Origin of the sequence: Lentisphaera profundi (genome assembly GCF_028728065.1) — a bacterium.
GTDB classification, from domain to species: Bacteria; Verrucomicrobiota; Lentisphaeria; order Lentisphaerales; family Lentisphaeraceae; genus Lentisphaera; species Lentisphaera profundi.
Genome location: NZ_CP117811.1, coordinates 2,485,681 through 2,510,064 on the forward strand (window position 1 = coordinate 2,485,681; position 24,384 = coordinate 2,510,064).

At 41.5% G+C, this 24,384-nt stretch carries 27 protein-coding genes; 18 read left to right on the plus strand and 9 right to left on the minus strand.

Annotated features, from left to right (window positions below; genetic code table 11):
• Window positions 1–138: 138 nt before the first annotated feature.
• The gene (locus PQO03_RS10135) at window positions 139–789 is read left to right on the plus strand and encodes a cupin domain-containing protein (protein ID WP_274150062.1); all 651 of its coding nucleotides are present in this window, start codon (window positions 139–141) and stop codon (window positions 787–789) included.
• 36 nt (window positions 790–825) lie between these two features.
• On the opposite strand, the gene PQO03_RS10140 is transcribed toward PQO03_RS10135, so the two are convergent.
• The 3 genes from PQO03_RS10140 to PQO03_RS10150 are packed head-to-tail and all read right to left on the minus strand — an operon-like array spanning window position 826 to window position 2,238.
• Window positions 826–1,644 carry a hypothetical protein gene (locus PQO03_RS10140; protein ID WP_274150064.1) on the minus strand — a complete coding sequence of 273 codons (819 nt, stop codon included), beginning with the start codon at window positions 1,642–1,644 and terminating at the stop codon, window positions 826–828.
• Window positions 1,641–2,111, minus strand: a complete 471-nt coding sequence (locus PQO03_RS10145) for a hypothetical protein (RefSeq protein ID WP_274150066.1) — start codon at window positions 2,109–2,111, stop codon at window positions 1,641–1,643. The genes PQO03_RS10140 and PQO03_RS10145 overlap by 4 nt, the downstream gene beginning before the upstream one ends.
• The gene (locus PQO03_RS10150; RefSeq protein ID WP_274150068.1) at window positions 2,092–2,238 is read right to left on the minus strand and encodes a hypothetical protein; all 147 of its coding nucleotides are present in this window, start codon (window positions 2,236–2,238) and stop codon (window positions 2,092–2,094) included. Before PQO03_RS10150 ends, PQO03_RS10145 begins: the two co-directional genes overlap by 20 nt.
• A gap of 406 nt (window positions 2,239–2,644) precedes the next feature.
• Between PQO03_RS10150 and PQO03_RS10155 the strand changes: the two genes are divergently transcribed.
• The 13 genes from PQO03_RS10155 to PQO03_RS10215 all read left to right on the plus strand — a co-directional run bounded on the left by PQO03_RS10155 (window position 2,645) and on the right by PQO03_RS10215 (window position 12,634).
• Window positions 2,645–3,802: a sensor histidine kinase gene (locus PQO03_RS10155; protein WP_274150070.1), complete on the plus strand. Its 1,158-nt coding sequence runs from the start codon at window positions 2,645–2,647 to the stop codon at window positions 3,800–3,802.
• Window positions 3,795–5,186 carry a sigma-54-dependent transcriptional regulator gene (locus PQO03_RS10160; protein ID WP_274150072.1) on the plus strand — a complete coding sequence of 464 codons (1,392 nt, stop codon included), beginning with the start codon at window positions 3,795–3,797 and terminating at the stop codon, window positions 5,184–5,186. Before PQO03_RS10155 ends, PQO03_RS10160 begins: the two co-directional genes overlap by 8 nt.
• A gap of 3 nt (window positions 5,187–5,189) precedes the next feature.
• Window positions 5,190–5,699 (plus strand): pantetheine-phosphate adenylyltransferase, encoded by a 510-nt coding sequence (coaD, locus tag PQO03_RS10165; protein WP_274150074.1) that lies wholly within the window; start codon window positions 5,190–5,192, stop codon window positions 5,697–5,699.
• Window positions 5,671–6,153 carry a YceD family protein gene (locus PQO03_RS10170; protein ID WP_274150075.1) on the plus strand — a complete coding sequence of 161 codons (483 nt, stop codon included), beginning with the start codon at window positions 5,671–5,673 and terminating at the stop codon, window positions 6,151–6,153. Before coaD ends, PQO03_RS10170 begins: the two co-directional genes overlap by 29 nt.
• 29 nt (window positions 6,154–6,182) lie before the next feature.
• Window positions 6,183–6,359, plus strand: a complete 177-nt coding sequence (gene rpmF / locus PQO03_RS10175) for a 50S ribosomal protein L32 (protein WP_274150077.1) — start codon at window positions 6,183–6,185, stop codon at window positions 6,357–6,359.
• A gap of 5 nt (window positions 6,360–6,364) precedes the next feature.
• A complete protein-coding gene (gene plsX, locus PQO03_RS10180) occupies window positions 6,365–7,363 on the plus strand; it encodes a phosphate acyltransferase PlsX (protein ID WP_274150097.1) in 999 nt (332 codons plus the stop codon).
• 1 nt (window position 7,364) lies between these two features.
• Window positions 7,365–8,348: a beta-ketoacyl-ACP synthase III gene (locus tag PQO03_RS10185; protein ID WP_274150098.1), complete on the plus strand. Its 984-nt coding sequence runs from the start codon at window positions 7,365–7,367 to the stop codon at window positions 8,346–8,348.
• A 20-nt stretch (window positions 8,349–8,368) separates the two neighbouring features.
• Window positions 8,369–9,112 (plus strand): 3-oxoacyl-[acyl-carrier-protein] reductase, encoded by a 744-nt coding sequence (gene fabG / locus PQO03_RS10190; RefSeq protein WP_274150099.1) that lies wholly within the window; start codon window positions 8,369–8,371, stop codon window positions 9,110–9,112.
• Between the two features lie 78 nt (window positions 9,113–9,190).
• Window positions 9,191–9,424 (plus strand): acyl carrier protein, encoded by a 234-nt coding sequence (locus PQO03_RS10195; RefSeq protein WP_274150100.1) that lies wholly within the window; start codon window positions 9,191–9,193, stop codon window positions 9,422–9,424.
• 26 nt (window positions 9,425–9,450) lie between these two features.
• Window positions 9,451–10,692 (plus strand): beta-ketoacyl-ACP synthase II, encoded by a 1,242-nt coding sequence (gene fabF / locus PQO03_RS10200; protein WP_274150101.1) that lies wholly within the window; start codon window positions 9,451–9,453, stop codon window positions 10,690–10,692.
• A complete protein-coding gene (locus PQO03_RS10205; RefSeq protein ID WP_274150103.1) occupies window positions 10,689–10,865 on the plus strand; it encodes a hypothetical protein in 177 nt (58 codons plus the stop codon). Before fabF ends, PQO03_RS10205 begins: the two co-directional genes overlap by 4 nt.
• 30 nt (window positions 10,866–10,895) lie before the next feature.
• Complete coding sequence (ybeY, locus tag PQO03_RS10210) at window positions 10,896–11,378, plus strand: rRNA maturation RNase YbeY (protein ID WP_274150105.1); 483 nt, start codon at window positions 10,896–10,898, stop codon at window positions 11,376–11,378.
• Window positions 11,378–12,634, plus strand: coding sequence for a hemolysin family protein (locus PQO03_RS10215; protein ID WP_274150106.1), 1,257 nt, complete (start codon window positions 11,378–11,380; stop codon window positions 12,632–12,634). The genes ybeY and PQO03_RS10215 overlap by 1 nt, the downstream gene beginning before the upstream one ends.
• 45 nt (window positions 12,635–12,679) lie before the next feature.
• On the opposite strand, the gene PQO03_RS10220 is transcribed toward PQO03_RS10215, so the two are convergent.
• The 3 genes from PQO03_RS10220 to rfbB all read right to left on the minus strand — a co-directional run bounded on the left by PQO03_RS10220 (window position 12,680) and on the right by rfbB (window position 16,848).
• A complete protein-coding gene (locus tag PQO03_RS10220; protein WP_274150108.1) occupies window positions 12,680–14,899 on the minus strand; it encodes an FdhF/YdeP family oxidoreductase in 2,220 nt (739 codons plus the stop codon).
• 1 nt (window position 14,900) lies between these two features.
• The gene (fdhD, locus tag PQO03_RS10225; RefSeq protein ID WP_274150110.1) at window positions 14,901–15,701 is read right to left on the minus strand and encodes a formate dehydrogenase accessory sulfurtransferase FdhD; all 801 of its coding nucleotides are present in this window, start codon (window positions 15,699–15,701) and stop codon (window positions 14,901–14,903) included.
• A gap of 100 nt (window positions 15,702–15,801) precedes the next feature.
• On the minus strand, window positions 15,802–16,848 hold the full coding sequence (gene rfbB / locus PQO03_RS10230; RefSeq protein ID WP_274150112.1) for a dTDP-glucose 4,6-dehydratase: 1,047 nt from the start codon (window positions 16,846–16,848) through the stop codon (window positions 15,802–15,804).
• Between the two features lie 154 nt (window positions 16,849–17,002).
• Here rfbB and PQO03_RS10235 point away from each other — a divergent pair, with 154 nt between their 5' ends.
• The 3 genes from PQO03_RS10235 to fcl are packed head-to-tail and all read left to right on the plus strand — an operon-like array spanning window position 17,003 to window position 20,473.
• A complete protein-coding gene (locus PQO03_RS10235; protein ID WP_274150113.1) occupies window positions 17,003–18,406 on the plus strand; it encodes a phosphohexomutase domain-containing protein in 1,404 nt (467 codons plus the stop codon).
• Entirely contained in the window at window positions 18,403–19,491 is a 1,089-nt protein-coding gene (locus tag PQO03_RS10240; RefSeq protein ID WP_274150115.1) for a mannose-1-phosphate guanylyltransferase/mannose-6-phosphate isomerase, read from the plus strand. Before PQO03_RS10235 ends, PQO03_RS10240 begins: the two co-directional genes overlap by 4 nt.
• Window positions 19,492–19,501: 10 nt before the next feature.
• On the plus strand, window positions 19,502–20,473 hold the full coding sequence (fcl, locus tag PQO03_RS10245; protein ID WP_274150117.1) for a GDP-L-fucose synthase: 972 nt from the start codon (window positions 19,502–19,504) through the stop codon (window positions 20,471–20,473).
• A gap of 96 nt (window positions 20,474–20,569) precedes the next feature.
• Here the strand turns inward: fcl and PQO03_RS10250 are convergent, their stop codons facing one another.
• From PQO03_RS10250 to PQO03_RS10260, 3 genes are read right to left on the minus strand one after another with little or no spacing between them, the layout of a single operon-like run.
• Window positions 20,570–20,848: a peptidylprolyl isomerase gene (locus tag PQO03_RS10250; RefSeq protein ID WP_274150119.1), complete on the minus strand. Its 279-nt coding sequence runs from the start codon at window positions 20,846–20,848 to the stop codon at window positions 20,570–20,572.
• Window positions 20,849–20,854: 6 nt separating this feature from the next.
• Window positions 20,855–21,292, minus strand: a complete 438-nt coding sequence (locus tag PQO03_RS10255; RefSeq protein ID WP_274150121.1) for a hypothetical protein — start codon at window positions 21,290–21,292, stop codon at window positions 20,855–20,857.
• Window positions 21,292–23,313: an ABC transporter ATP-binding protein gene (locus tag PQO03_RS10260; RefSeq protein WP_274150123.1), complete on the minus strand. Its 2,022-nt coding sequence runs from the start codon at window positions 23,311–23,313 to the stop codon at window positions 21,292–21,294. The genes PQO03_RS10255 and PQO03_RS10260 overlap by 1 nt, the downstream gene beginning before the upstream one ends.
• Window positions 23,314–23,402: 89 nt before the next feature.
• On the opposite strand from PQO03_RS10260, the gene gshB reads away from it, so the two are divergent.
• Window positions 23,403–24,383 (plus strand): glutathione synthase, encoded by a 981-nt coding sequence (gshB, locus tag PQO03_RS10265; protein ID WP_274150125.1) that lies wholly within the window; start codon window positions 23,403–23,405, stop codon window positions 24,381–24,383.
• The last annotated feature ends 1 nt before the right edge of the window (window position 24,384 follow it).

Below are 24,384 nucleotides of genomic sequence, written 5' to 3' on the forward strand. Positions count from 1 at the left end.
AGTGTTGTAGGACTAGGCGTTGCTCGCGCCACGCATCTTGATATAAGTCAGTCTAACTCTCCTTTGAGTCGCTTCAACGAAGTTCATTTGTAAAAACCTCTCTTAGGATCATAATTTATCTAAACGAAGGAAGCACTCATGATAAACATGGATTTTAGCCAAGCCTGCTGCATTCATAGCCATAATCAAGAATGGTTACAGAGCCCTCTGGCTGGTGTATGGCGGAAGCCACTCGAACGAGAAGCTGCGGAACACGGTCACGTTACGAGCATAGTGAAATACGAAGCTAATTCTTATTTCAAGGCACATTCACACCCACTCGGTGAAGAAATCTTTGTACTTGAAGGTACTTTTTCGGATGAGACTGGCGACTTTGGTCCAGGAACATATATCCGTAATCCTCCGGGAAGTCAGCATAAACCCTTCAGTAAAGATGGCTGTATTATTTACGTTAAACTCAATCAATTTGGCGAAGATGATTTAGAATCCAAACGCATCAATACATTAGAAGCAAGCTGGAGAGAAGGTATTGGCCAACTTGAAGTTATGCCCCTTCATCAATTCAATAATGAAAGCATCACCCTCGTCAAATGGCCTGCAGGTGAAATTTTTCAGCCTCATCACCATACGGGAGGAGAAGAAATATTTGTCATCAGTGGTGAATTCATCGATGAACACGGTAGCTACCCCCAATATACTTGGTTGCGTAGTCCGCATAATAGCCATCATTTTCCGCGCGTCGAAAAAGAAACAATCATTCTAGTTAAAACTGGTCATCTTCCTCAATAAGTTTGCGACTTTAGCAAGATTTCAAAGCTAATGAAATTAAAAAACATCTCCGAAAGACAAGCCGAGCATAAAAGTCAATGCAAAGAAGCAGGGATAAAAATATTTAATCCGCGGATCAAAGTCTTGGAGCTGCGCATGGGCATAAGCTAAACAGCACATAACTAAAGAAAAACCCGTCACTGTGGCCACAGAATAGGTCGTAATCATAAAAATCATCAGTATCGCGTGAGCCCAGATCGCTTTTTTATTCCAAGTAAAAAGAAAGGCAATTAAAGCCTCAATGAAAATTGTCCAATAGGTTAAAAATAGCGCCAGGGCATTCACTTCTTTAAGGCCTTGCAGGATTATTTCACTTTGTAAAGATCTACTCATGACTTTCATATTAGCCGCATTGACTTCCAAAATGGATTTATCGAGATCTGTAAATAAAGTCGTAAACAATTGAAAGCGCCCATCAGTCAAAAGCGTAAAACGAAAAAAATCACCATTCAAATACTCGGGGTGAAGAACTTTTGCTAATACCGCAAAAGCCATGCAGCCTAAGATTAAATAACGCGCAGACTTTCCACAAAACTCTCTAAACAAGGCTTTATTGCCCTTTGTCGATAGCAGCGCTAAGTAAATGGTGAAAAACCAATAGGCAATTAAATACTTATGATTATCGGTACTTCCCCAATGATAAAAAATTGCAAATACTTGAAGAGAAGTCAATGCTAGCCAGAAGTCATGGTGTTTACCAAATTTCGGGAAAAATAAAGCTAATAAAACTAAACAATGAAAAGCCGCTGCGACATGCCCTTTCGGAGCGGCCGCTAGCAAGGCGAGTAAAAGCGACATACGGAGTAACATGGTCATTCCACATCCCGTTTATGTGAAAGTACTTCCTTTACACTTATTGTTCCTTTTGCATAAATAAGCTCAGCAAGATTAATTTCTATCGCTGTCGCACTTTTCCCTAATGGGTTACTTCTAACATAATCATCACTATCGCCATAACGATGTTTCCATTTTAATAAAAGAAGCTCATCAGTAAACTCAATTAATTTACTTTCTTTCGGGAAAGCTCTTAATTGATCATAAGATCGAATTTTAGAGAATTGCTTTGATGACACTAATTTTGTTTGACCATCAGCAAAACTGATTTTTACGACGATGCACCTCATACCTGGATTTTTGAGACTCGAAAACATCCCAAAACCGCCCCCTTTCCAAGGGCTTAAGACATCAAAATTACTCATTGCCAATTGAACTAAGGCAACTAAAACTAAACTTAAAATGGGCAATATAACAAGAGGGGGTAGCTTACTCTTCTTCGCGGTCATTTTCGTATTCTTCAATTTCTGAATCTACTTCTTCCTCTTCATAAGAAGACCAATCACAAGAGGCTGTACTCACAAATAAAAATGCTAATAAAATTATTAAAAAGGGTCGTATCAATACTCTTTTCATTTTACTCTCCAATTAATTTAAGCATAAACCTATAGGCCTATTGGCGATTAATCTATTATTTAAATATTAATAATCAGTTACTTACGTAACTTTATCCTGACTAAAAAAAATAGCTCACAAAAGTATTTTACTCTTCTGCAAATTTCTCATATTCTTCGTCTTCATGCTTTTCTTCATGTTCATGAGTCGTATAGACACTACATGAGCTAGACGTTGTATGTGCAATAACAAAACTCAAACAAATTATTATAAAGGGCCTAATAAATACCATCACGATGAAAGTGCTTCCAAATTAATTGTTTTGAAAAGTATAATTCTACGATTTTGTAATGCAAGAGCACAAAGATTTTTTGGGTATTTACAATAAAATGTGCTAAAGTACAAAAAATAATTTTGTGGGTACATATTGAAAGCAGACATCATTGATCGCCTTAGCGAACGACTCAAGCGCTCCGAATTAGGGGAGGAACAATCCTTCCTACTCCATCTCGTACGGGAAAAAAGTTCTCTCGACACTATTTTTAATGCAATTCGTGAAGGCGTCATCGTACTTGATGAAGCGCACGATATCACCTATCACAATCAAGCCGCCCAAGACCTTCTTGGTTTAACTGGTGACGCCAAAAGCCAGGCTCTAACAAAGTTTGTTCCCGAGCTAAAAATCGATGAGATGATTCCCTCTGAGAATGGCTTTAAACGCCAAGAACTAGAGATTTCTTATCCTGAATTTCGTCACTTGATTTGCACCATAGTGAAGCAAACTGAAATAGATGGCTACATCATTGTCATTCACGATAATACCGACTTACATAAGCAAAGTCAGTCTCATAATGAAAGCGAACAACTTCGTCTATTGACTATGCTGGCGGCTGGCGTGGCTCATGAACTGGGTAATCCTTTGAATAGCTTAAATATTCATCTACAACTTTTGAGTCGTTTAATGAAGCAGATCACTGGTGAAGATGGTGATGAGGCTAGAGAGCTGCTCACCGTGGCCTCCGGAGAAATTGAACGTTTAGACACCATCATTCGACAATTCTTAGGGGCTTTACGCTCAGATAAGCCTGAAATGAAAGCTATTGAATTAACTTCTATTCTACGTGAAGCTCTACAATTTATGACCAAGGAAATTGAAGACCGTGACATTGAACTAGAAACCTCGATACCAGAATTCACGCCCCTCATAGAAGGTGATGAGACTCAACTAAAACAAGCTTTTTTTAATATCATGAAAAATGCCATCCAAGCCATGCCTCAGGGAGGCAAATTAGCCTTACTCTGTTCTGGTGATGATGATTTCATCCACGTTAGCTTTGCCGATACCGGCGGGGGCATTGACCTCAATAAAATCGGAAAAATCTTTAACTCTTACAAGAGCGATCGTCACAGCGGGACTGGCCTTGGTATTTTTATTGTCGAAAAAATCATTAGGGAACATGGAGGCAGATTAGATATTAGTTCTGCCGAAGATAAAGGAACGGTGCTCACCATTTCATTACCCCGCTTAGGAAAACGCATTCGTATGATTAGTTCCCATACTAACCAAGAGATGAACCATGAATAAAAACAAAATACTCATCGTCGATGACGAGATCCATACTTGCCAAGGCTTAGCTCGTGCCCTTAAATGTGAATGGGAGACTTTCACTGCATCCAACGGCAAAGAAGCTATCAAAATCTTCGCAGAAAATCCAGTCGATATCATTTTAACTGATGTGAAAATGCCCGGTATGAATGGCATTGAACTTTTGCGCAAACTCAAAGAGATTCGCCCAGAAGTCCCCGCCATTGTCATGAGTGCCTATAACGAAACGGAAACCGTTGTTGATGCGGTGAAAGCTGGCGCCTATGATTTCATCACCAAACCCTTTCGTCTCGATGACCTCGATGGAGTTCTAAAAACGGCGGTTCAAAGTGGCTCAAGCTTACAGCTGCCCTCCAAAAATCTCGCCCTACCAATACAAGTCCCTGCTCCTTCTCAAAAAGCCAAAGGCTCGAAACATACTCCTCAGATCATCTATCAATCCGCGATCATGGAAAACCTGCTGCGTATGGTACAGCAGATTGCACCTGCACGTTCATCAGTCCTTATTACTGGTGAAAGTGGCACCGGCAAAGAAGTTATTGCCAATGCTATCCATGCTGCGAGTAAGCGTTCTAAAAAAGCTTTTATTGCTGTTCATTGTGCCGCTCTGAATGCCAATCTCTTTGAAAGTGAACTCTTTGGTCACGAGAAAGGTTCCTTCACTGGCGCGAATGAAAGACGTATCGGACGTTTTGAAGCTGCCGATGGGGGCACACTTTTCCTTGATGAAATCGGCGAAATCGACGCCGCAACGCAAGTCAAGTTGTTGCGTATATTAGAGAGCCGTTCTTTCGAACGCGTAGGCGGAAGCGAAACACTCTATTCCGACGTCAGACTCCTGGCTGCTACCAATCGCGATTTACGCAAAATGGTCCTAGCTGGCGAATTCCGTGAAGACCTTTACTATCGTCTTGATGTCATCAACCTCGAAATCCCACCTTTGCGGGATAGACGTGAAGATATCCCTGCTCTACTTCAATATAGCTTAATCTCTTCTGTCGAGGATAATCAATTGCAGGTCAAAGGCTTTACTGCCGATGCCATGGCACGACTTTGTTCCTATGATTGGCCTGGCAATGTTCGCGAACTACGCAATGTCGTCGAACGCATGGCAGTACTTAGCCAACATGAATATATTGACCTCCCCAATTTACCCGATCACGTACTGCTCGGTGAAGGTCATATGAGGGAGCAAACAAAAATAGAAGAAAAAGACAAGGCACTTGATGTGGCAGAAAATGAAAAAGTACTTATTTTGAAAGCCCTCAAAGAATCTAACAACAACCGCACACTTGCAGCGGAACGCCTCGGCATGAGCCGACGTACTCTGCATCGTCGCCTTAAGCAATTTGGAATCACCTAAGCAATGTCTAAAGAAAAAATAGCTATCTATCCCGGCTCATTCGATCCGCTGACTTTTGGTCATTTAGATGTTATCCAAAGAGCCGCAGAACTCTTTGACAAACTCATTGTGCTCGTCGCCGTCAATGCCTCCAAGCAAGCTCATTTCAGCCTGGACGAGCGTCGCGGACACATCACTGCAATCTGTCAACACATCCCCAATATAGAAGTCCATTCATTTAGTGGTCTACTAGTAAACGCTCTCAATGAATATGAGGCATGCGCCGTTGTTCGTGGACTCCGCTCTATTTCCGATTTTGAATATGAAATCCACATGGCAATGATGAATCGCGACCTCAACCCCAATTGTGAAACAGTATTTTTAATGCCCAGTCCTGAGACTTCATTTGTATCTTCGAGAATGATACGTGAAATCGCAAAACTCGGCGGAGATATTACAAAATTTGTTCCCACCATCATTGCTGATGCCTTAAAGGAGAAATATCATGCCCCTTCATGCCCTTCAGATAAATAAATTTCACATCCCAGAACTTGGGGTGAAAATTCAGGGCGACCTGGATTCCTCTCTACTCAAACTTCCTATTAGTTATAGAGAGAAATCCTACGGCCCACTAAAAGCTCAACTCGATGTCACTATGATCGACCATATGGACGCCCTATTAATACGGGGATTTGCCAGCGTAGCCATGCAATGCAATTGCGATCGCTGCGACTCAAACTTCACTCATCTACTTGAGTCAGAAGAAATTTGTCACCATATTGAAAATTGTCCTGACATTATTGATTTGACAGAATACATACGTGAGGATATACTCCTCACTTTTCCGCAACACTACCTGTGCCGTGATGACTGCAAAGGATTATGCTCAGGATGTGCTGCGAACCTCAATAAAGAGAGTTGCCAATGCTCAAAACCGGATAATGGCGGCTCTTTTGACAATACTTTAGATAATATAAATTTTGACTAATTTTTCAAAGTTAAGACAAGGAACACAACATGGCACAGCCTAAAAGAAAAACATCAAAGATGAAAAAGCGCCAGCGCAAAGCATCTTACGCCTGGAAAGGTATCCAAACTCAACTATGTGATTGTGGCGCTCCTCGCGTACCACATCGCGTTTGCGCTTCTTGCGGCTCTTATAACGGTCGTCAAGTTATCGAAGCTGGCAACTAGTTAATATGATCATTGCGCTTGACGCAATGGGTGGAGATAATGCCCCTCAGGATATTATCTCCGGAGCTATCCAGGCTCTCGAGGAAATCCCCGCCGACGTTACTTTTAAACTCGTCGGGGATGAATCCCTCATCAATCTAGAGCTCAACAAGCATAATGTTGACCTCGAACGCTTCTCTATCATCCACACAACTGAAGTTGTGACTATGGATGATCCGCCCACCGCTGCCATTCGTGGCAAAAAAAATTCCTCTATTGCCATTGCAGTTGACATGGTAAAAAAAGGTGAAGCAGATGCTTTGGTTTCTGCTGGAAATACTGGTGCCTCGGTTGCTTGCTGCATCCTAAAATTAGGTCGCCTCCCAGGAATAAGTCGTCCTGCTATTGCAACGGTTATCCCTGCTCCACACGGTAAATTTGTTCTTCTCGATTCTGGTGCCAATGTAGACTCCAAACCCGAGATGCTAAACCAATTTTCAATCATGGGCGAAATCTACGCAAAAGTCATCCTCGAACTAGATTCTCCTCGCGTGGGACTTTTCTCAAACGGTAGTGAAGACGGAAAAGGCAACGAAGTTACCAAAGCAACTTTTAAATTACTGAAAGAAAACAACTATAACTTCATCGGCAACGTAGAGGGCACTGACCTCTTTAAAGATAAAGTTGATGTCGTCGTATGTGATGGCTTCATCGGTAATTTAGTTTTAAAAAGCTGTGAAGGCATCGCCAAAGGAATCTCTGGCATGCTCAAAGAAAATATCAAGAAAAAACAAGTTCGCAAAGTAGGTTACGCCCTATCGAAAGGAGCTTTTGATGAACTCAGAGAAAAAACTGACTCGCGCGCCACTGGTGGTGCACTTTTACTTGGAGTCAACGGAATTTTCATCAAAGCCCACGGCAGTTCAGATGCTTATGCACTGAAAAATGCACTCAAAGTAGCTTACGAACTGACACTTAAAGAAATCAATAAAAAACTCATCGCAGGGATTGAACAGGAGGCATGAAATGAAGGGTATTAAAATTATTGGCACGGGAAAATATGCCCCTGAAAATATCGTCACCAATGAGGAACTAGCGAAAACTGTAGACACCTCACACGAGTGGATTGTCACACGCACAGGCATTCAACAACGTCATATAGCCGCAAAGGATCAGGCAACTTCTGATCTTTGTGTTCCCGCAGCACAAAACGCTCTCGAGAACGCTGGCATCACTGCAGAAGACGTGGATCTCATTATTGTCGCTACTCTATCTCCCGATAAACCTTTCCCTAACACCGCAACTATTTTACAAAGAAAAATTGGTGCATCCAATGCCGCCTGTTTTTCAATAGAAGCTGCCTGTACTGGCTTTGTTTACGCCATGGAAGTAGCCTCCTCAATGTTGCGCTGCGGAAGCTATAAATACGCGCTCGTTATTGGTGCTGAAACACTGAGCTCACAAGTCAACTGGTCTGACCGCAACACTTGCGTTCTTTTCGGTGATGGCGCCGGTGCCGCTATCCTAGAAAGCGTAGATGAAAAAGACAATACTTTATTAAATTCCATTTTAGCCTCTGACGGTACACACGAAGAACTCTTACATACGGCTATCGGCGGCTCTGCGACACCTTATACAATCGAAAACGCGAATGATCCCGGTCGCTACCTCCAAATGCAGGGTAGAGAAGTTTTCAAACTTGCAGTCACTAACATGGCGAACTCAGTTAAAAAAGCTTTAGAAGAAGTTAATCTAAGTGTTGACGACATTGATTGGCTCATTCCTCACCAAGCAAATGTACGCATCATTACTGCCGTCGGTGATAAAATTGGTATCAGTAGCGAAAAAGTTTTTATTAACGTTCAAAAATATGGCAATACCTCAGCTGCCACAATCCCCATTGCCCTCGACGAACTCGCTCGTAGCGGCGAACTCAAACGCGGTCAAATTCTCGTTTTTGTTGCTTTCGGTGGCGGATTCACTTGGGGTGCCACAGTTTTAAAATACTAAAATTTAAGGAAGAATAAATCATGAGTGTAAAAGATAAAGTTTGTGTCGTTACTGGCGGCTCACGTGGTATTGGTCTCGAAATTTGCCGTCGCTTAGTTGCTGATGGCGCAAAAGTTGCCCTCATTGGCACTAGAGAAGAAACAGCACAAAATGCTGTGACTGAACTGGCTGCCCCTGCAGACCAAGTCAAAGGCTATGCCCTAAACGTTGCTGAAGGCGAAGCCGTAAGCCAAATTTTTACTCAAATTCTCAGTGATTTCGGTCAAGTAGACGTTCTTGTCAATAATGCAGGTATCACTCGTGACACACTCATGATGCGCATGAAAGAAGATGACTGGGACCTCGTAATGGCCGTCAATCTTAAAGGCGCTTTCAACTGTACAAAAGCCGTCATGCGTCCAATGATGAAGTTACGCAAGGGCCGCATTATCAATATTTCCTCTGTCGTAGGCCTCACGGGCAATGCTGGGCAAGCTAACTATGCAGCTTCAAAAGCTGGTTTAATTGGCCTCACAAAATCAAGTGCTAAAGAGCTTTCAAGCCGCAACATTACTGTGAACGCAGTCGCTCCTGGCTACATCGCTACAGAAATGACTGATGCAGTCTCAGACGCTGCTCGCGAAGCTTTTCTTAACAACATTCCATTAGGTCGTGCAGGCGAAGCAAAAGAAGTCGCTGCAATGGTCGCTTTTTTAGCTTCTGACGAATCTGCTTATATCACTGGTCAAACATTTAATGTTGACGGTGGTTTGGTTATGCAATAGCATTTGCATTTTTAATACATGCAATCATTTTAACGAACATTCACAAAACAAACTAAATACAAACTTAGGAGAAGAGTTATGTCTTCAACAGCCGATAAAGTTATCGAAGTAATCTGCGAAAAACTCAGCGTAACAGCTGACCAATGCCTTATTGAGGCAAAATTCATCGACGATCTCGGTGCCGATTCACTCGACACAGTAGAACTCGTTATGGAACTAGAAGAGCAATTCAACGTAACTATCCCAGACGAAGTAAGCGAAAACATCCTCACGGTTGGCGACGCAATCAAATTCGTTGAAGAAAACGCTTAATTAATTTACTGACGGCAGCATAAACTATGGAACTAAAACGCATCGTAATCACTGGCACAGGTGTAATTTCACCAGTCGGTAATACTACCCAGGAATTTTGGTCTGGACTTTTATCCGGAAAAAGTGGCTTGGATACTATTAAAGGCTTCGATACTGAAGGTCATCGTTGTACTATAGCGGGTGAAGTCACTGACTTTGTCCCTACTGAACATATGGAACCTGCAGCAGCCAAAAAAATCGATCGTTTCTGTCAGTTTGCAATTGCTGCCTCAAACGAAGCTGTGGAAGAAGCGGGTCTTAAGGACTCGTCTATTCCTGCAGAACGCATTGGCGTTCTCATTGGTTCGGGTATTGGTGGCTTAGCTACTCTCGAAGCAGAAGTAGAAAAGCTCATCACTAAAGGCCCCCGCCGCGTTTCCCCTATGCTCATCCCCAAAATGATTGGTGATATGAGCTCGGGAATCGTTTCAATCCATCACGGATTTAAAGGCCCCAATTTTACTGCAGTCTCTGCTTGTGCATCATCAACTCACTCCATCGGAGAAGCCTTTTGGATTATCCAACGCGGTGATGCTGATGTAATGATTACAGGTGGTGCTGAAGCTGCAATTACTCCGGTTGGCATGGCTGGCTTCGCTTCAATGCGCGCTATGTCCACTCGCAACGATGATCCTCAAGGCGCTAGTCGTCCCTTCGACAAAGACCGTGATGGTTTCGTCATGGGTGAAGGTTCTGGTATCATCGTTTTAGAATCACTTGAAAGTGCAGAAGCACGTGGCGCAAATATCATTGCTGAATTTATTGGCTATGGCGCAACTGCAGATGCTAATCATATCACATCTCCTGCGGAAGATGGATCTGGTGCAGCGGCCGCGATCGAAATGGCAATGAAACACGCCAAGATTGATGCCTCTGAAGTAAGCTACATCAATGCACACGGAACTTCCACTCCTATGAACGACAAGTTCGAAACCCGTGCAATCAAAGCTGTATTTGGTGATAACGCTCCAAAAATCCCTATCTCTAGTACTAAATCTATGACCGGTCACGGCTTAGGTACTGCTGGTGCTTGGGAAACAATCGTTTGTGCTCTTGCAGTGAAAAACGATAAAATTCCTCCGACCATGAATTACACGACTCCTGATCCAGATTGTGATCTAGATTACGTCCCTAACAAAGCTCGTGAATGTAAAGTTGATGTTGCGCTTAATATCAACCTCGGCTTTGGTGGTCACAACGCAACTGGTTTAGTAAGGAAGTTCAAATGAAAATAAAAGCTCTTATTGTAACGATCTTTTTAGCAGCAATCTGCTTCTCTTGTGCAAGTAATCCACAAATTGCTAGCCATGAGCTCCCCGCTTTAGAACGGTCTTGGGCTAATGCTATCCAAGCGTCTTATCCAGATTGGCAGCCACCAAGCTTCGCACCGATTGATCAGTAAGGAGTCCGGCCGATTTTATTCGGCCAAATCATGAACATCTCTATACAATCTGATACAGATAAATACACTTTAACTGAGACAGCTCACATAGAAGCTATTGCCCTATATTTATGTAATCACTGGGGCCTCAGTAAAGAAAATTGCGAGCTCAATATTAATTTCACTGATGATGCAGGAATTGAACCCGTAAATGTTCAGTTCCTCAATCATGAAGGTCCTACTGATGTCATTAGTTTCGATTATATCGAAGACTACGACGAAGAATTTTCCGCCCCCGATGACCCCTTTGTTTTAGGCGAACTGCTTATCTCTCTAGAAACGGCTGAAAGCCAAGCCAAGAGCTATAAATCATCATTTAATGATGAAGCACTTCTTTACCTAGCCCACGGCATACTTCACCTTTGTGGCTTTGATGACCATGAAGAAGAAGATATAAAAGCCATGCGCGCAGCAGAGGCTGAATCCATGATGATTATTAAAGATCATTTTGACCAAGCTAGGATTCTCGCCTAATGGAAATATTTATTCTACTTATCCTTTTAGCCCTTGCTTCTTGGACTAGCTCATGCCGCTCATCTTTGCGTAAACTTACTGGCGGACTGCTCCGAACTTTAGAAGATAAAACTCAAACTAAATGTCAGTTCATCGATGATAATCGCCCTCGATTCGGCTTCACTCTGCGCGCGGCTAGTTTTACTTTCACTACTTCATACACACTTATTGCTTATAATTTTTTCATCCTTGAAGGCGCAAAAAATAGTCGTATCGAAGATATTGCTTACTTCTCTTTGATTATGTTACTTTATTTATTAACACGTGAAGTCATTGGTTCCATTTGGTCGCGTAATTATGGCATTAAGATCCTCAGTAATTCATTGCCTGCCATTAAAGCTTTGAGTCTATTGTATTTACCTTATGTGGCTATCGTAATGTACCTCCATCAGCTTCATGAAGCTCGCTTAGAAGAAAGTAATAACAATACAACAAAAGCATCTGCCGAAGATGAAATCCTCTCTCTAGTTGAAGACGACGAAGATAATGATGACATAGATTCTATTGAAGATGAAGAAGCTCGCATGATCAAAGGTGTTTTTAATCTTGATGACACCACCATTCGCGAAGTCATGATCCCGAGACCTTCTATTACAGGCGTAGAGAAAAAACAGTCCCTAGAAGAAATAAAAAAACTTTTCATCAGCAGTGGCTTCAGTCGTCTTCCTGTTTATGACGAGAAGCCAGACACTATCATAGGCCTTGTCTACGCAAAAGATTTCCTTGATTACAGTCGGGTTGGCCGCTCCAAGCTCAACGACCTTCTTCGCCCTGTAGAATTTGTTCCTGAAACACAAACGCTTGACCTCACACTACCTAATTTTCGCAAGAAAAAAATTCATCTTGCAATTGTGCAAGACGAATTTGGCGGTACTGCTGGTCTCGTGACCATGGAAGATATCCTCGAAGAAATTGTCGGTGAAATTCAGGATGAATTCGACACCGAAGAAGAAAGTTATATCAAAATTGAAGATGATGGCTCTGCCACTTTAGATCCTCGTGCTACCATAGACAACATCAACGAAATACTTAATGCTGAAATATCCGATGAGGAATACGATACTATCGGTGCTTTTATTTATAACATCACTGGCGATATTCCGAGTAAAGGAACAGAACTCGAATGCGATTTCTTCACGGCAAAAATACTTGATGCAGATGAACGAAATATCATCAGTATTTCTCTCTCGCTTAAGACTAAAGAGCAAAGAACTTAGCTAAACTTTCATTTGCTAAGAACTTTGTGAACTTACGGATGTTTCTTACTCCATTTTCTTTAAATCAATGATGATGAATTTTGACATTGGCGTGAAACTTTTTTTGGCGTGATCACTCAAACCTACCAATGGATTCGTTTCAGGAAAATAAGCCCCTGCACAACCTTGTGGAATATTGTACTTCACTGGACGAAAGCTCTCGACTGAGCGTAGTTCACCATCGCTTGCGTGACTCGTGATTTTTACTGAATCAGTTTCTTTCAGACCTAAATCTGCCATATCTTTTTCATTAAGGAAAATAACTCTACGTTCATTCTTAATACCTCGATAACGATCATCCATACCGTAAATCGTGGTGTTATATTGGTCATGGGAACGCATGGTCATCAATCTTAGTCGCCCGGCTTTTAATTCATGTATAGGCAAGTCATTAGTGATGAAACGCGCCTTTTGAGTGGCTGTTTTCCATTCCCTTAAACGCGCAGAATTCCTGAGATGAAAACCACCGGGCTCTTGGATTTTTTTGTTATAATTTTCAAAACCTGGAATCACTGCTTCAATTTTCTCACGAATATTTGCGTAATCCGCAATAAGTTCATCCCAATCCACTCGTTCCGAACCTAATAAAGCTTTTGCGATGCCCGCAACTATCGCAGGCTCTGACTTCAAACTTGTTGATGCAGGCTCATTTGAACCCGTAGATGCGTGAACCATAGACATTGAATCTTCCACTGTTACACTTTGTATCCCAGATGCTTGAAGATCTTTTTCTGATCGCCCGATACAAGGAAGAATCAATGCCTTCTTTCCGTGAATCACATGACTACGATTAAGGTGAGTCGAAACGTGAACAGTTAATTCACAGGACTGTAAGCCCGTAAAAGTTTTTGCCGTATCGGGGCTCGCAGCTGCAAAGTTACCTCCCATTGCTACAAAGACTTTGGCTTCACCTTTATCCATGGCTTCAATTGCGTGAACCGCGCTCATGCCATGTTTGCGAGGAGCTGTAAACTCGAATTCTTTTTCTAAACTGAGTAAAAAATCTTCTTTGGGGAATTCCGTGATTCCCACGGTGCGATCTCCCTGCACATTACTGTGGCCACGTACAGGGCAGGCTCCCGCCCCCTCTCTTCCCATATTGCCCTTCAATAACAATAAATTGATCACTTCCTGAATATTTGCCACTCCATGACGGTGTTGAGTTAAACCCATTGCCCAACAAGCAATCACTTTATCTGCCTTGCAATAGACTTCGGCCGCCTCAATAATCTGCTCTTTCTGCAAACCCGACTCGCTTAGAATATCCTCCCAAGAAGTGTTTTCCACCATGGCTTTGTACTCATCAAAGCCAGAACAATGTTGATCAATAAAGCCTTTATCTAAACTTGCGCCAGATTCAAATATGTACTTAATCATACCTCGAATTGCGGCTAGATCCCCACCAATCAATGGTTGATAATAATGACTCGAAATGGGGCTTACTTTATTGAGACTCATGCCAACTGGATCTTGAGGATGAATAAATCCTTTGAGACCTGCCTCCACAAGAGGATTAAAACTTAAAATTTTACATCCACGCTTGGCTGCATTTTGTAATTCTCCAAGCATACGAGGATGATTGGTCCCAGGATTTTGTCCAAAAACATAAATCGCATCAGCTTTTTCGAAGTCATCCAACAATACCGTACCCTTGCCAATGCCAACACTCTCTCCCATGCCCACTCCCGTGGATTCATGGCAAAGGTTGGAACAATCAGGAAAATTATTTGTGCCATACATGCGCCCCATGAGCTGATACAAAAAAGCCGCCTCATTTGAAGTCCTTCCCGATGTATAAAACAAAGCTTCATCTGGGCTAGCTAAGTTCTTGAGTTCATTTGCGATGAGCGCAAAAGCCGCAGACCATTCAATAGGCTCATAATGATCAGTTTCTGGATTGTACACAAAGGGTTCTGTCAGACGTCCCTGATCTTCTAACTTAAAGTCCGACCACTCAGCCATTTCTTTGACTTTGTACTTCATGAAGGTCGCACTTGAAGCTCGTTTTTTTGTCGTCTCATAAGTCAGTGCTTTGACACCATTTTCACAATATTCCGCAATCGCCGAGGTATGCTTTGGGTCGGGCCATGCACAACCTGGACAATCAAAACCTTTGGGTTGATTCATTTTGAAAAGTGTTTTTGCGCTTTTGGCAAAGGCCTCTCTTTTCATGAATTTCATTGAAGATTTTAAGGCTCCCCAACCACCTGCATATTCTTTCGACATCTCAGCTCTCCTGCATATTTAATTGATAACTCTCCAGACGATCGGGACATGAATATACCGTAAAACGTTCATCACGACAAAAGGCCATAAGGGTAATATTTAATTTTTCAGCCCATTCAACTGCTAAAGAAGAAGGCGCTGAAATCGCAGCAAGAACTTCTATCCCTGCACGACAACATTTTTGTATAATTTCAAAGGACACTCTGCCACTTAAAGTCAGCATTTTCGCTTGCTCTAAACAGTCATGCTCCAGTAAATAACCAATAACTTTATCCACTGCGTTGTGACGACCCACATCCTCGAAATGACACAGAACTTTACCATTTTGATCAATTGCTGAAACCCCGTGACTTCCTCCCGTGAGAGAAAATAGCAGCTGTTTTTTGGCACTCGCTTTAAAGGATTGGATGACAAAATTTTGATTGAAAATCGTCTGACTCTCCAAGGGCTTGAGACTGGAGAATAAGCCTTCAACATTGCGCTTACCGCAAATTCCACATGATGGGCTAGAACCAAAACGCCGTCCCTCCGGAGTCACTTTTTCTTGCAGTTGTACTCGTGCAATCAAACCCTTTTGCCACTCTTCTAAGTGAAATGATTCAAACTCTAGCGAGCTGATTCCTTCGCTATGCAATAGCCCACGAACCAAATAACGCTCGTCGCCAGGCGTTTGCATTGTCAGCGATAAATCCTCACCATTGACAATGATTTGCAAAGGAGTTTCCACTAAAAGACAATCACGTGTAGGCTCAATGCCTTCTTGCGTGATTTTTTGACTAGTAATTGACCGAATTTTTTCCATGTGAGTGACCTAACGAAGTTATACGACTCTTGACAATAGCTCAATAAAACGGACTTCTCTTGTTATTTTCGATCAATTTTTAGTATGATCCCCGCTTTTATTAAAGCGCGCCTAGACGCTCTCCTTGGTAAGAACCATCGAGAACATTTTTGCACCAGGTCTCACGAGTCGCCAAATACCACTCTACGGTTTTACGCATTCCTGACTCAAAAGTCTCCTGCGGTTTCCAGCCTAATTCTCTGTCAATTTTCGTGGCATCAATGGCATAGCGCACGTCATGACCAGGACGATCTTTTACATAAGTGATTAAATCTCTATACTGATTCAACCCTTGAGCTTTATTTGGATGGAGTTCTTCGAGTAAATCGCAAATAGTATGCACCACTTCAAGATTTTTTTTCTCATTGTGGCCACCAATATTATAGGTCTCACCAATCACACCTTCGAGTGCGACTTTAACCAAGGCACGGGCATGGTCTTCTACGTAAAGCCAATCACGAACCTGCTGACCATCACCATACACCGGCAGACTTTTCCCTGCCAAAGCATTGAGAATCATCAGGGGGATTAATTTTTCGGGGAAGTGATACGGTCCATAATTATTTGAACAATTAGTGATTACCACAGGTAAACCATAAGTACGATTCCAGGCACGCACTAAGTGATCCGAGGAGGCTTTCGAAGCCGAGTAAGGTGAACTAGGTGCATATGCCGTGGTCTCGTAAAAATAATCACCACCTTCCAAGTCACCATAAACTTCATCGGTAGAAATATGATGAAAACGAAAATCGGCATGTTCCGAACTGTACTTACGAGCGACTTCTAAGAGTGTATAAGTTCCAATGATATTTGTTTCCATGAATTCACCTGGAGCATCTATCGAACGGTCGACGTGTGATTCAGCTGCTAAGTGCATCATCACATCTGGCTTAAAATCGGCAAATACTTTTTCTACGCCATCACGATCACATATATCCACCTGAGCAAAACTATAGCGTTCATGACTCTCTACGTCGCGTAAGGATTCTAAATTTCCTGCATAAGTCAACTTATCTAAGTTGAGTACTTGATGCTCACTATCTTCAATTAAATGGCGAATCACTGCCGAGCCAATGAAGCCCGCACCACCAGTAACAATTATTTTCATCTTTCATATCCTTTTAAATTTTGCCTAATCTTATCTTTAGAAGCTTTAAGGCAAGGCAAGTTTAAAGAAAAACTCATAAGAACTCACTAGAAGATAAGTCAATTTGAGCTATCATGCACAATAATTTTATACCTCTTGGAAATCATCATATAATATGAGCATAAACTTAAGCAGTTTCACCCCTTACGACTTAAGGGCTAAACTTGGCGAACAACTTAACGAAGAGGTTGCTCAAGCTATTGGCTACGCCTATGCAAAAGTCACCAAGGCTAAAAGCGTTTGCGTTGGCGGAGATATTCGCCTCAGCTCAGAATCATTAAAAAATGCCCTGGCTATAGGCCTAAGCCAAGCGGGTTGCCGCGTCATCGACCTCGGCTTGACTGGCACTGAAGAAATGTACTTTGCCACAGTTCATTACAAGTTAGATGGTGGCATTCAAGTCACTGCTAGCCACAACCCAAAAAATTATAATGGTATGAAGTTCGTCGCAAAAAATGCAACACCCATTGGTAGAGAAAACGGTCTAGAAGAAATTCGCGTGTTGGCTGAAAATATCCTCAATAACTATCAAACATCACTAACTAATCAAAACTTAGGTCCGATTGAGAAGCACAGCTGTCTTGAGCATTACATAAAGCATCTTTTTACTTTTATTGATCTCACAAAATTACGTCCCATGCGACTACTGATGAATGCCGGCAATGGTGCCGCAGGTCATGTCATCGATGCCATTGAGCAACATTTTCAAAATCATGATATCCCTATTGACTTAATCAAAATCAATAATCATCCCGATGGCAACTTCCCAAAAGGCGTGCCCAACCCTCTCCTACACGATTGCCGTGAAGAAACTAGTCATGCCGTCATTGACCATCAATGTGATTTAGGTATTGCTTGGGATGGTGATTTTGATCGATGCTTTTTCTTTGACTCAAAAGGACTCTTTATTGAGGGTTACTTTATTGTAGGCCTCTTGGCTGAAGCCTTCTTGAGTCACGATCCCAAGCAAACGATTCTCCATGACCCACGATTGACTTGGAATACCATTGACCTCGTCAAAGAAGCCGGCGGCAAGGCCTTTCCAAGTAAAACTGGCCATGCCTTTATCAAAAACGACATGCGTCAACGAGATGCCGTTTATGGCGGTGAAATGTCTGCTCATCATTATTTCAGAGATTTCTTTTATTGCGATAGTGGCATGGTTCCTTGGTTATTAGTTATTGAATTGCTCTCCACCAAGCAGCAGAATTTACATAACTTATTAAAGGGTAGAATTGCTCTGTTCCCTAATCCCGGAGAAATAAATTTCATTATCGAAGAAAAAGAAAAGGCTATTGCTGAGGTCGAGAACTTTTTCCGTGATCAAGATGAAAAAGCCATAAATATCGAATACTTTGATGGCTTAAATGTAGAATTTAAAAATTGGCGCTTCAATTTGCGTTGCTCCAATACCGAAGCTCTAGTGAGACTTAACATAGAGACTCGTGCCGACCCACAATTACTCGAAGACAAACTGACGCTCTTAAAATGCCTTTTGAATAAATGGATAAAAAAATGAAAAAACTCCATACTGTTATTATGTCCGGTGGCGCCGGCACTCGCCTTTGGCCTTTATCCAGATCACACTACCCCAAACAATTTCATGTACTCTCGGGTAATGATACCATGGTACAACAAACTGCGGCACGACTTGATGGCTTAAAAGAACTAGGCTCCACTTTAGTCGTAGCTAACGAAGATCATCGCTTTTTAGTTGCCGAACAATTAAAGCACTTAGATAATCTATCCATAATACTTGAACCCTGTGCTCGCAATACAGCTCCCGCAGTAGCTTTAGCTGCCTTTGAATTAGAGACACTTGATCCTCAAAGCCTGATGTTAGTTCTCTCTGCTGATCATATCATTCGTGATGAAGATGCCTTTCGCAATACAGTAGAACTCTCACGTCTTCAAGCCGAAAATGGCTCAATCGTGACCTATGGCATTGTTCCTGATTACCCCGCAACGGGATATGGTTATATCCAAAAAGGCGAAGAAAATGCTCCTCAAATTTTTAAAGTTGATGAATTTGTAGAAAAACCCAATGCGGATCGCGCGAGTGAATATTTAGCTAGTGGTGAATTCCTATGGAATTCCGGCATGTTCCTGATTAGGACTGATATTTATTTAGAGGAACTCAATAAATTCCGTCCCGACATTTTTCAAGCTTGTAAAGCTTCTATCACCCAAGCTCAACGCGATCCTGATTTCATCCGCCCACACAAGGCGAGTTTTGAAAAATGCCCGAAAGATTCAATTGATTATGCCGTCATGGAAAAATCTGCACTCGTTTGTGTCACTCCCCTTGATGCTCAATGGTCAGACGTGGGCTCATGGTCAGAACTGGCAAAAAGTAGTAAAAGTGACCTCAATGGTAACAACATCATTGGCGATGCCATCCTTATCAATACTCAAGACACCTATGTAAAATCAGAGAAACGCCTCATTGCAACTGCAGGGCTTTCCAATTTAGTCATTATCGACACCGAAGATGCTATCTTAGTCGCCGATAAAAATGCTTCACAAGAAATTAAACAAATCGTCGAACAGCTAAAGGCTAGTAATCGCCCCGAAGCCGACACTTTCCCCTCTCAGCTAGATTAAAGGATTATCCATGTCTCCAGATTCAAAGATTTATATCGCCGGCCATAAAGGCATGGTGGGCTCAGCCATCCAACGCCAACTCGAAGCCTTAGGCTTTAATAATATTATCACTCGAAGTCGCCAAGAACTCGACCTTTTAAATCAAGCTGCTGTAGCTGAATTTTTTATCCAAGAAAAACCTGCTCAAGTTTATTTAGCGGCCGCAAAAGTGGGTGGTATCGTAGGTAACAATACTTACCCAGCGCAATTCATTTATGAAAATCTTACGATCCAAAATCACATTATTCACAATGCTTATTTAAATGGCTGTAAAAAGCTCATCTTCCTTGGTTCTTCATGCATCTACCCAAAAATGGCCCCCCAACCAATGGTGGAAACTGAACTCCTTCAAGGTAGCCTAGAACCCACGAATGAGCCCTATGCTATTGCTAAAATTGCCGGCATTAAAACCTGCGAATCTTATAACCGTCAATATGGTGTTGATTACCGCTCTGTCATGCCCACTAATCTCTATGGAACTAACGACAACTTCCATCCTCAAAATAGTCATGTGATTCCTGCCATGTTACGCAGGTTTCATGAAGCAACCGAAAGCAATGCAAGTGAAGTCGTCGTCTGGGGCACAGGCAAGCCTATGCGCGAGTTCCTTCATGTCGATGACATGGCCGCTGCTTCTATTTTTGTTGCTCAATTAGCTCACGACAAATATGAAGCATTAGTAGATCCTCGTTGTTCACACATAAATGTTGGCTCTGGTATAGATTGCACTATTCGTGAACTAGCCGAAACCATTGCTAAAGTTGTGGGCTTCAAGGGTGATTTAGTTTTCGATATTTCAAAACCTGATGGTGCACCCAGAAAGTTAATGAACGTGGACCGCTTAAAGGACTTAGGTTGGTCTTCCCAAATCTCACTCGAAGAAGGTTTACAACAAACCTATTCCTGGTTTCTAGAAAATGCGCTACAGCTACGAGAAGCTTAAAAAACGTAATACACTCTAATAAAGCTTATTGGAGTGTATTCTATGTACCCACCTATCAGCTACAAAGTACTTCAATGAGTTTAATAAATGAGCTCATCAATCGCGGTAATAGACCTCTACTAAGTGATAACCAAATTTTGTTTTTACGGGACCATGAATCACATTAAGTTCACTGTTGAACACGATTTTATTAATCGTCGGCACCAGTTGCCCAGGCTTTAATTCCCCGAGATCTCCACCGCGCTTTGCTGAATTACATTTAGAAAATTTTCTTGCGAATTTAGCAAAGTCCGCGCCAGCTCGAAGCTTTTTCAATAAATCTTCCGCTTCTAGCTTTTGCTTAACAAGTATATGACGAGCCATGGCCGATTTCATCTTATCTTAGTTCTCTAAAGCTTTTAACTTTTTAGTGAGTTCTAGTAATCTGGCATCTTTCATCAGTTCGGAATGAATATCTTCATTAAGTTTATTTACCTTATCAATAATCTCTTTTTGCTCTTCCGCTAAGAGAGAGTCCTTTGATAATAACTGATCTTGTAATGAGTTAATCTTATTAATAATTTCACTCCGTTCCTCACCTAATTTACCTTGGAGTGACGCTATCAGTTTTTTCATTTCGGCATTGCGCTTAAAAAGCTCGCCTAATTTAACATAAAGACTTCGTACACGTCTATTTAAACTCTTGAGTTTAATATCTGTATTCATTTTCTCGATACTGATACGATGATACTCAAGGCGTAAGTTATTCCATTCATTCGCCTTGTCTGCAAATAAGTTTAAACTTAGAAATGCAGAGGCTAATATAATAAATCGCATCATTATACGACTTCCTTAAATTGTGTATTCCATAAACGTGCATACAGCCCATTTTGTACTAAGAGATCTTCATGGGAACCGTATTCCGCAACGCAGCCCTTATCCATTACGTATATACAATTCGCATCTTTAACTGTGCTCAATCGATGGGCAATAGCTATTACCGTACGATCACCCATAAGCTGATTAATCGCTTTTTGAACTAATTGTTCTGTCACATTATCTAAAGCACTTGTGGCTTCATCTAACACTAAAATTGGCGGATTCTTTAAAATAGCTCGAGCAATCGCAACACGTTGACGCTGCCCTCCTGAAAGTTTATTGCCTGCTGTGCCCACATTAAAGTCAAACCCTTCATTTTTTTCTTCAATAAAGCCAGTGACGTCCGCTTGCTTGGAAGCCTTACTAATCTGATCCTCAGTCGCCCCTTCTACTCCGTAGGCAATATTGTACTTAACTGAATCATTAAATAGAGTGGTTACTTGATCGACAAAACCAATCAAGCCTCTTAAAGATTTATTTTTTAAATCTCGAATATCAACTCCATCAATGGATATTGAGCCTTCATGTATATCATAAAAACGCGCAAACATATTTACCAAAGTAGTTTTTCCTGATCCTGCTTCCCCAACAAAAGCAACAAAATCACCCTTGGCAATGGTAATATTTACATTTTTTAATGTTTGCTGACCTGCATAAGAAAAACACACATCTCTAAAAGTGATTTCTTTTTCAAAGCTCGGGAGACTTTTTGCATCCTCTTTTTCCGCTATCTCATAATCCATATCTAAATATTCAAAAATTCTTTCTGCCGCGACAACGGTTTTAATAATATTTGCCTGGATTTTTGTTAATGATTTAAACGGCTTGTAAGCAAGGTTCGCCGCCAAGCCTAGAGCAATGATTTTATCAAAACTCACTTCGTGGATCACGCTATACGTGAGAAATACTAAAAGAAATAGTACTGCTGCAGCTTCAGTCATCGGCGCTAATAAAAGTTCATAACGCTTTGATTTCATTGTTAATTTAAAAAAGCGATTATTAGATTTACTGAATCGATCGTTCTCATATTTTTCCATATTATAGGCTTTCACCAAGCGTACACAAGAAAGTGTTTCCTGCATTCGCACCATCACATTACTAATTTGTTGCATCGTTTTCTTAGCATATTTTTTTAAACGGCTACCAAGTAGAAAAATCGGTAAGAGAAAAATCGGCATCCCTAATAAGAGAAATAAAAGAATCCCCGTAAGATCATTTTGAATGGAAAACCAAGTTATAAATCCAAGTACGGAAAAAATCTCTATCGGACTACGAGTAAGTTGCCCAATATTTTCAGAAATGGCTGACTGAATTGTACCCGTATCATTCTGGCAACGACTCATCATCTCGCCTACTTCTTCCGAATTGTGAAATTCCATAGATTGATTCATCAATTTTCCAAAGAGTTTTTCTCTTAAATCTGCGACGACACGCAAGCCCACCCAACGCATGAAATATCGATTAAAAAAGGTTCCAATACTTTTTAACATCAAGGCGATCATCAAGAAAAAACCACCTATAACTAAGATCGCGCCTGTAGGTTCTCCACTAATGGGATCCTGTAATTCCAAACCACATTCCTGCTCTAAAAAATCTCTTAAAAACACAGGAATAGTTGCAACTTTCTTATCCCATTCTTTACGTTTAGTTTTATCTATAGTTTCTTGTGCCACAACACTTAAGCTATCACCTATGTGGATTTTTTCAGTAAAATCCCCTGCTTCATTTTTTTTGTTTTCAACCAATATTTCTAAGTCGACTTGATTAGGAGAATTGACCGTATATCTACTAACAGATTGAACCGACTTCTCATTCCCCACAACATTTCCCATAACGGAAGCAGTCTGTGTCAAAAGACCAAAAATAGAGCCTCCCGTTACGAAGCCAAAAAAGATCCCCAGCATGAGCCGGCCCTTATAAGGTTTGACGTAGGAGAGCAGGCGTCCGTAGACTGCCCAGTTTATCTTTTGCTTTTTACCCATATTATCTCACTAAATTTTTGATTTTGCAATATAGGGCAATAGCTTCAAAAGTATATATAGTTTTATTAAAGAATCTCCGGAGTTCACACATGCGTTTTGTTTTCCTTATGGATCCCATTGAGTCAGTTAAGGCCAGAACTGACACCTCATTCATTTTTATGCTCGGTGCTCAACGAGCCCAACACGAAGTCTGGTTTTGCGCCACTCGCAATATTTCTATACTCGATGGCAAAGTTCACATGTCTGCAGAACGACTAAAAGTCATCGAACCTCAAGGTCTCTATGATTTAGACGGAACAGAAAATCCACAAGGCCCATTTGAAGTACTAGAATCTCGCACTCTCATTGATTGTGAAATTGACGCTGTCTTTATTCGCACAGATCCTCCTTTCGATTCTGGCTACTTAATGAACACCTGGATGCTTGATCATCTTCCTGATACCACGGCAATCATTAATTCCCCCCAAGCGATACGTGATGTCAATGAAAAAATCTGGTGTGCAAAATTTACAGAATTCACCCCACGTACACTCATTACATCCAATATGGATCTATACCTCAAATTCCTTACCGAAGAAAAACAAGTCATCGTTAAACCTTGTGACGGTTTTGGCGGACTTGGGATTTTCCGTATAGAAGAAGGTAAAGCCAATGTACGCGTCGCTTTTGAAACCCTTTCTAATCGAGGCCAAGAAGAAGTAATTGTTCAGGCTTACGTCAAAGAAGCAAGCTTAGGCGATAAAAGAATCCTTTTGCTCAACGGTGAAATCCTTGGTGCTGTCTTACGTGTTCATGGAGCTGATGACCATCGCAATAATTTCTATGCTGGCGGATCCGCCATCGCTTGTGAAATCACTGAACGAGAACAAGAAATTTGTGATGCTCTTAAACCATGGCTACAAGAAAAAGGACTTTATTTCACGGGAATCGACTTCCTTGGAGACAAACTAACTGAGGTCAATGTCACTTCTCCGACGTGCCTACAAGAAATGAACCGCCTTTACGATTTGAAACTTGAGGATAAAGTAGTCGCCTTTGTAGAAAATTTAATTATAAGTAAAAGGAAATAAC

Excerpts from the sequence above, each read along its gene's own strand:
- ybeY (WP_274150105.1), top strand. The coding sequence starts at position 10,896 with ATGAACATCTCTATACAATCTGATACAGATAAATACACTTTAACTGAG.
- PQO03_RS10135 (WP_274150062.1), top strand. The coding sequence starts at position 139 with ATGATAAACATGGATTTTAGCCAAGCCTGCTGCATTCATAGCCATAAT.
- fcl (WP_274150117.1), top strand. The coding sequence starts at position 19,502 with ATGTCTCCAGATTCAAAGATTTATATCGCCGGCCATAAAGGCATGGTG.
- PQO03_RS10250 (WP_274150119.1), bottom strand. The coding sequence starts at position 20,848 with ATGAAATCGGCCATGGCTCGTCATATACTTGTTAAGCAAAAGCTAGAA.
- rpmF (WP_274150077.1), top strand. The coding sequence starts at position 6,183 with ATGGCACAGCCTAAAAGAAAAACATCAAAGATGAAAAAGCGCCAGCGC.
- fdhD (WP_274150110.1), bottom strand. The coding sequence starts at position 15,701 with ATGGAAAAAATTCGGTCAATTACTAGTCAAAAAATCACGCAAGAAGGC.
- PQO03_RS10170 (WP_274150075.1), top strand. The coding sequence starts at position 5,671 with ATGCCCCTTCATGCCCTTCAGATAAATAAATTTCACATCCCAGAACTT.
- rfbB (WP_274150112.1), bottom strand. The coding sequence starts at position 16,848 with ATGAAAATAATTGTTACTGGTGGTGCGGGCTTCATTGGCTCGGCAGTG.
- gshB (WP_274150125.1), top strand. The coding sequence starts at position 23,403 with ATGCGTTTTGTTTTCCTTATGGATCCCATTGAGTCAGTTAAGGCCAGA.
- plsX (WP_274150097.1), top strand. The coding sequence starts at position 6,365 with ATGATCATTGCGCTTGACGCAATGGGTGGAGATAATGCCCCTCAGGAT.
- PQO03_RS10160 (WP_274150072.1), top strand. The coding sequence starts at position 3,795 with ATGAATAAAAACAAAATACTCATCGTCGATGACGAGATCCATACTTGC.
- PQO03_RS10205 (WP_274150103.1), top strand. The coding sequence starts at position 10,689 with ATGAAAATAAAAGCTCTTATTGTAACGATCTTTTTAGCAGCAATCTGC.
- PQO03_RS10140 (WP_274150064.1), bottom strand. The coding sequence starts at position 1,644 with ATGACCATGTTACTCCGTATGTCGCTTTTACTCGCCTTGCTAGCGGCC.
- PQO03_RS10215 (WP_274150106.1), top strand. The coding sequence starts at position 11,378 with ATGGAAATATTTATTCTACTTATCCTTTTAGCCCTTGCTTCTTGGACT.
- PQO03_RS10260 (WP_274150123.1), bottom strand. The coding sequence starts at position 23,313 with ATGGGTAAAAAGCAAAAGATAAACTGGGCAGTCTACGGACGCCTGCTC.
- PQO03_RS10195 (WP_274150100.1), top strand. The coding sequence starts at position 9,191 with ATGTCTTCAACAGCCGATAAAGTTATCGAAGTAATCTGCGAAAAACTC.
- PQO03_RS10255 (WP_274150121.1), bottom strand. The coding sequence starts at position 21,292 with ATGATGCGATTTATTATATTAGCCTCTGCATTTCTAAGTTTAAACTTA.
- PQO03_RS10145 (WP_274150066.1), bottom strand. The coding sequence starts at position 2,111 with ATGACCGCGAAGAAGAGTAAGCTACCCCCTCTTGTTATATTGCCCATT.
- PQO03_RS10235 (WP_274150113.1), top strand. The coding sequence starts at position 17,003 with ATGAGCATAAACTTAAGCAGTTTCACCCCTTACGACTTAAGGGCTAAA.
- PQO03_RS10185 (WP_274150098.1), top strand. The coding sequence starts at position 7,365 with ATGAAGGGTATTAAAATTATTGGCACGGGAAAATATGCCCCTGAAAAT.
- fabG (WP_274150099.1), top strand. The coding sequence starts at position 8,369 with ATGAGTGTAAAAGATAAAGTTTGTGTCGTTACTGGCGGCTCACGTGGT.
- PQO03_RS10150 (WP_274150068.1), bottom strand. The coding sequence starts at position 2,238 with ATGAAAAGAGTATTGATACGACCCTTTTTAATAATTTTATTAGCATTT.
- coaD (WP_274150074.1), top strand. The coding sequence starts at position 5,190 with ATGTCTAAAGAAAAAATAGCTATCTATCCCGGCTCATTCGATCCGCTG.
- fabF (WP_274150101.1), top strand. The coding sequence starts at position 9,451 with ATGGAACTAAAACGCATCGTAATCACTGGCACAGGTGTAATTTCACCA.
- PQO03_RS10240 (WP_274150115.1), top strand. The coding sequence starts at position 18,403 with ATGAAAAAACTCCATACTGTTATTATGTCCGGTGGCGCCGGCACTCGC.
- PQO03_RS10220 (WP_274150108.1), bottom strand. The coding sequence starts at position 14,899 with ATGTCGAAAGAATATGCAGGTGGTTGGGGAGCCTTAAAATCTTCAATG.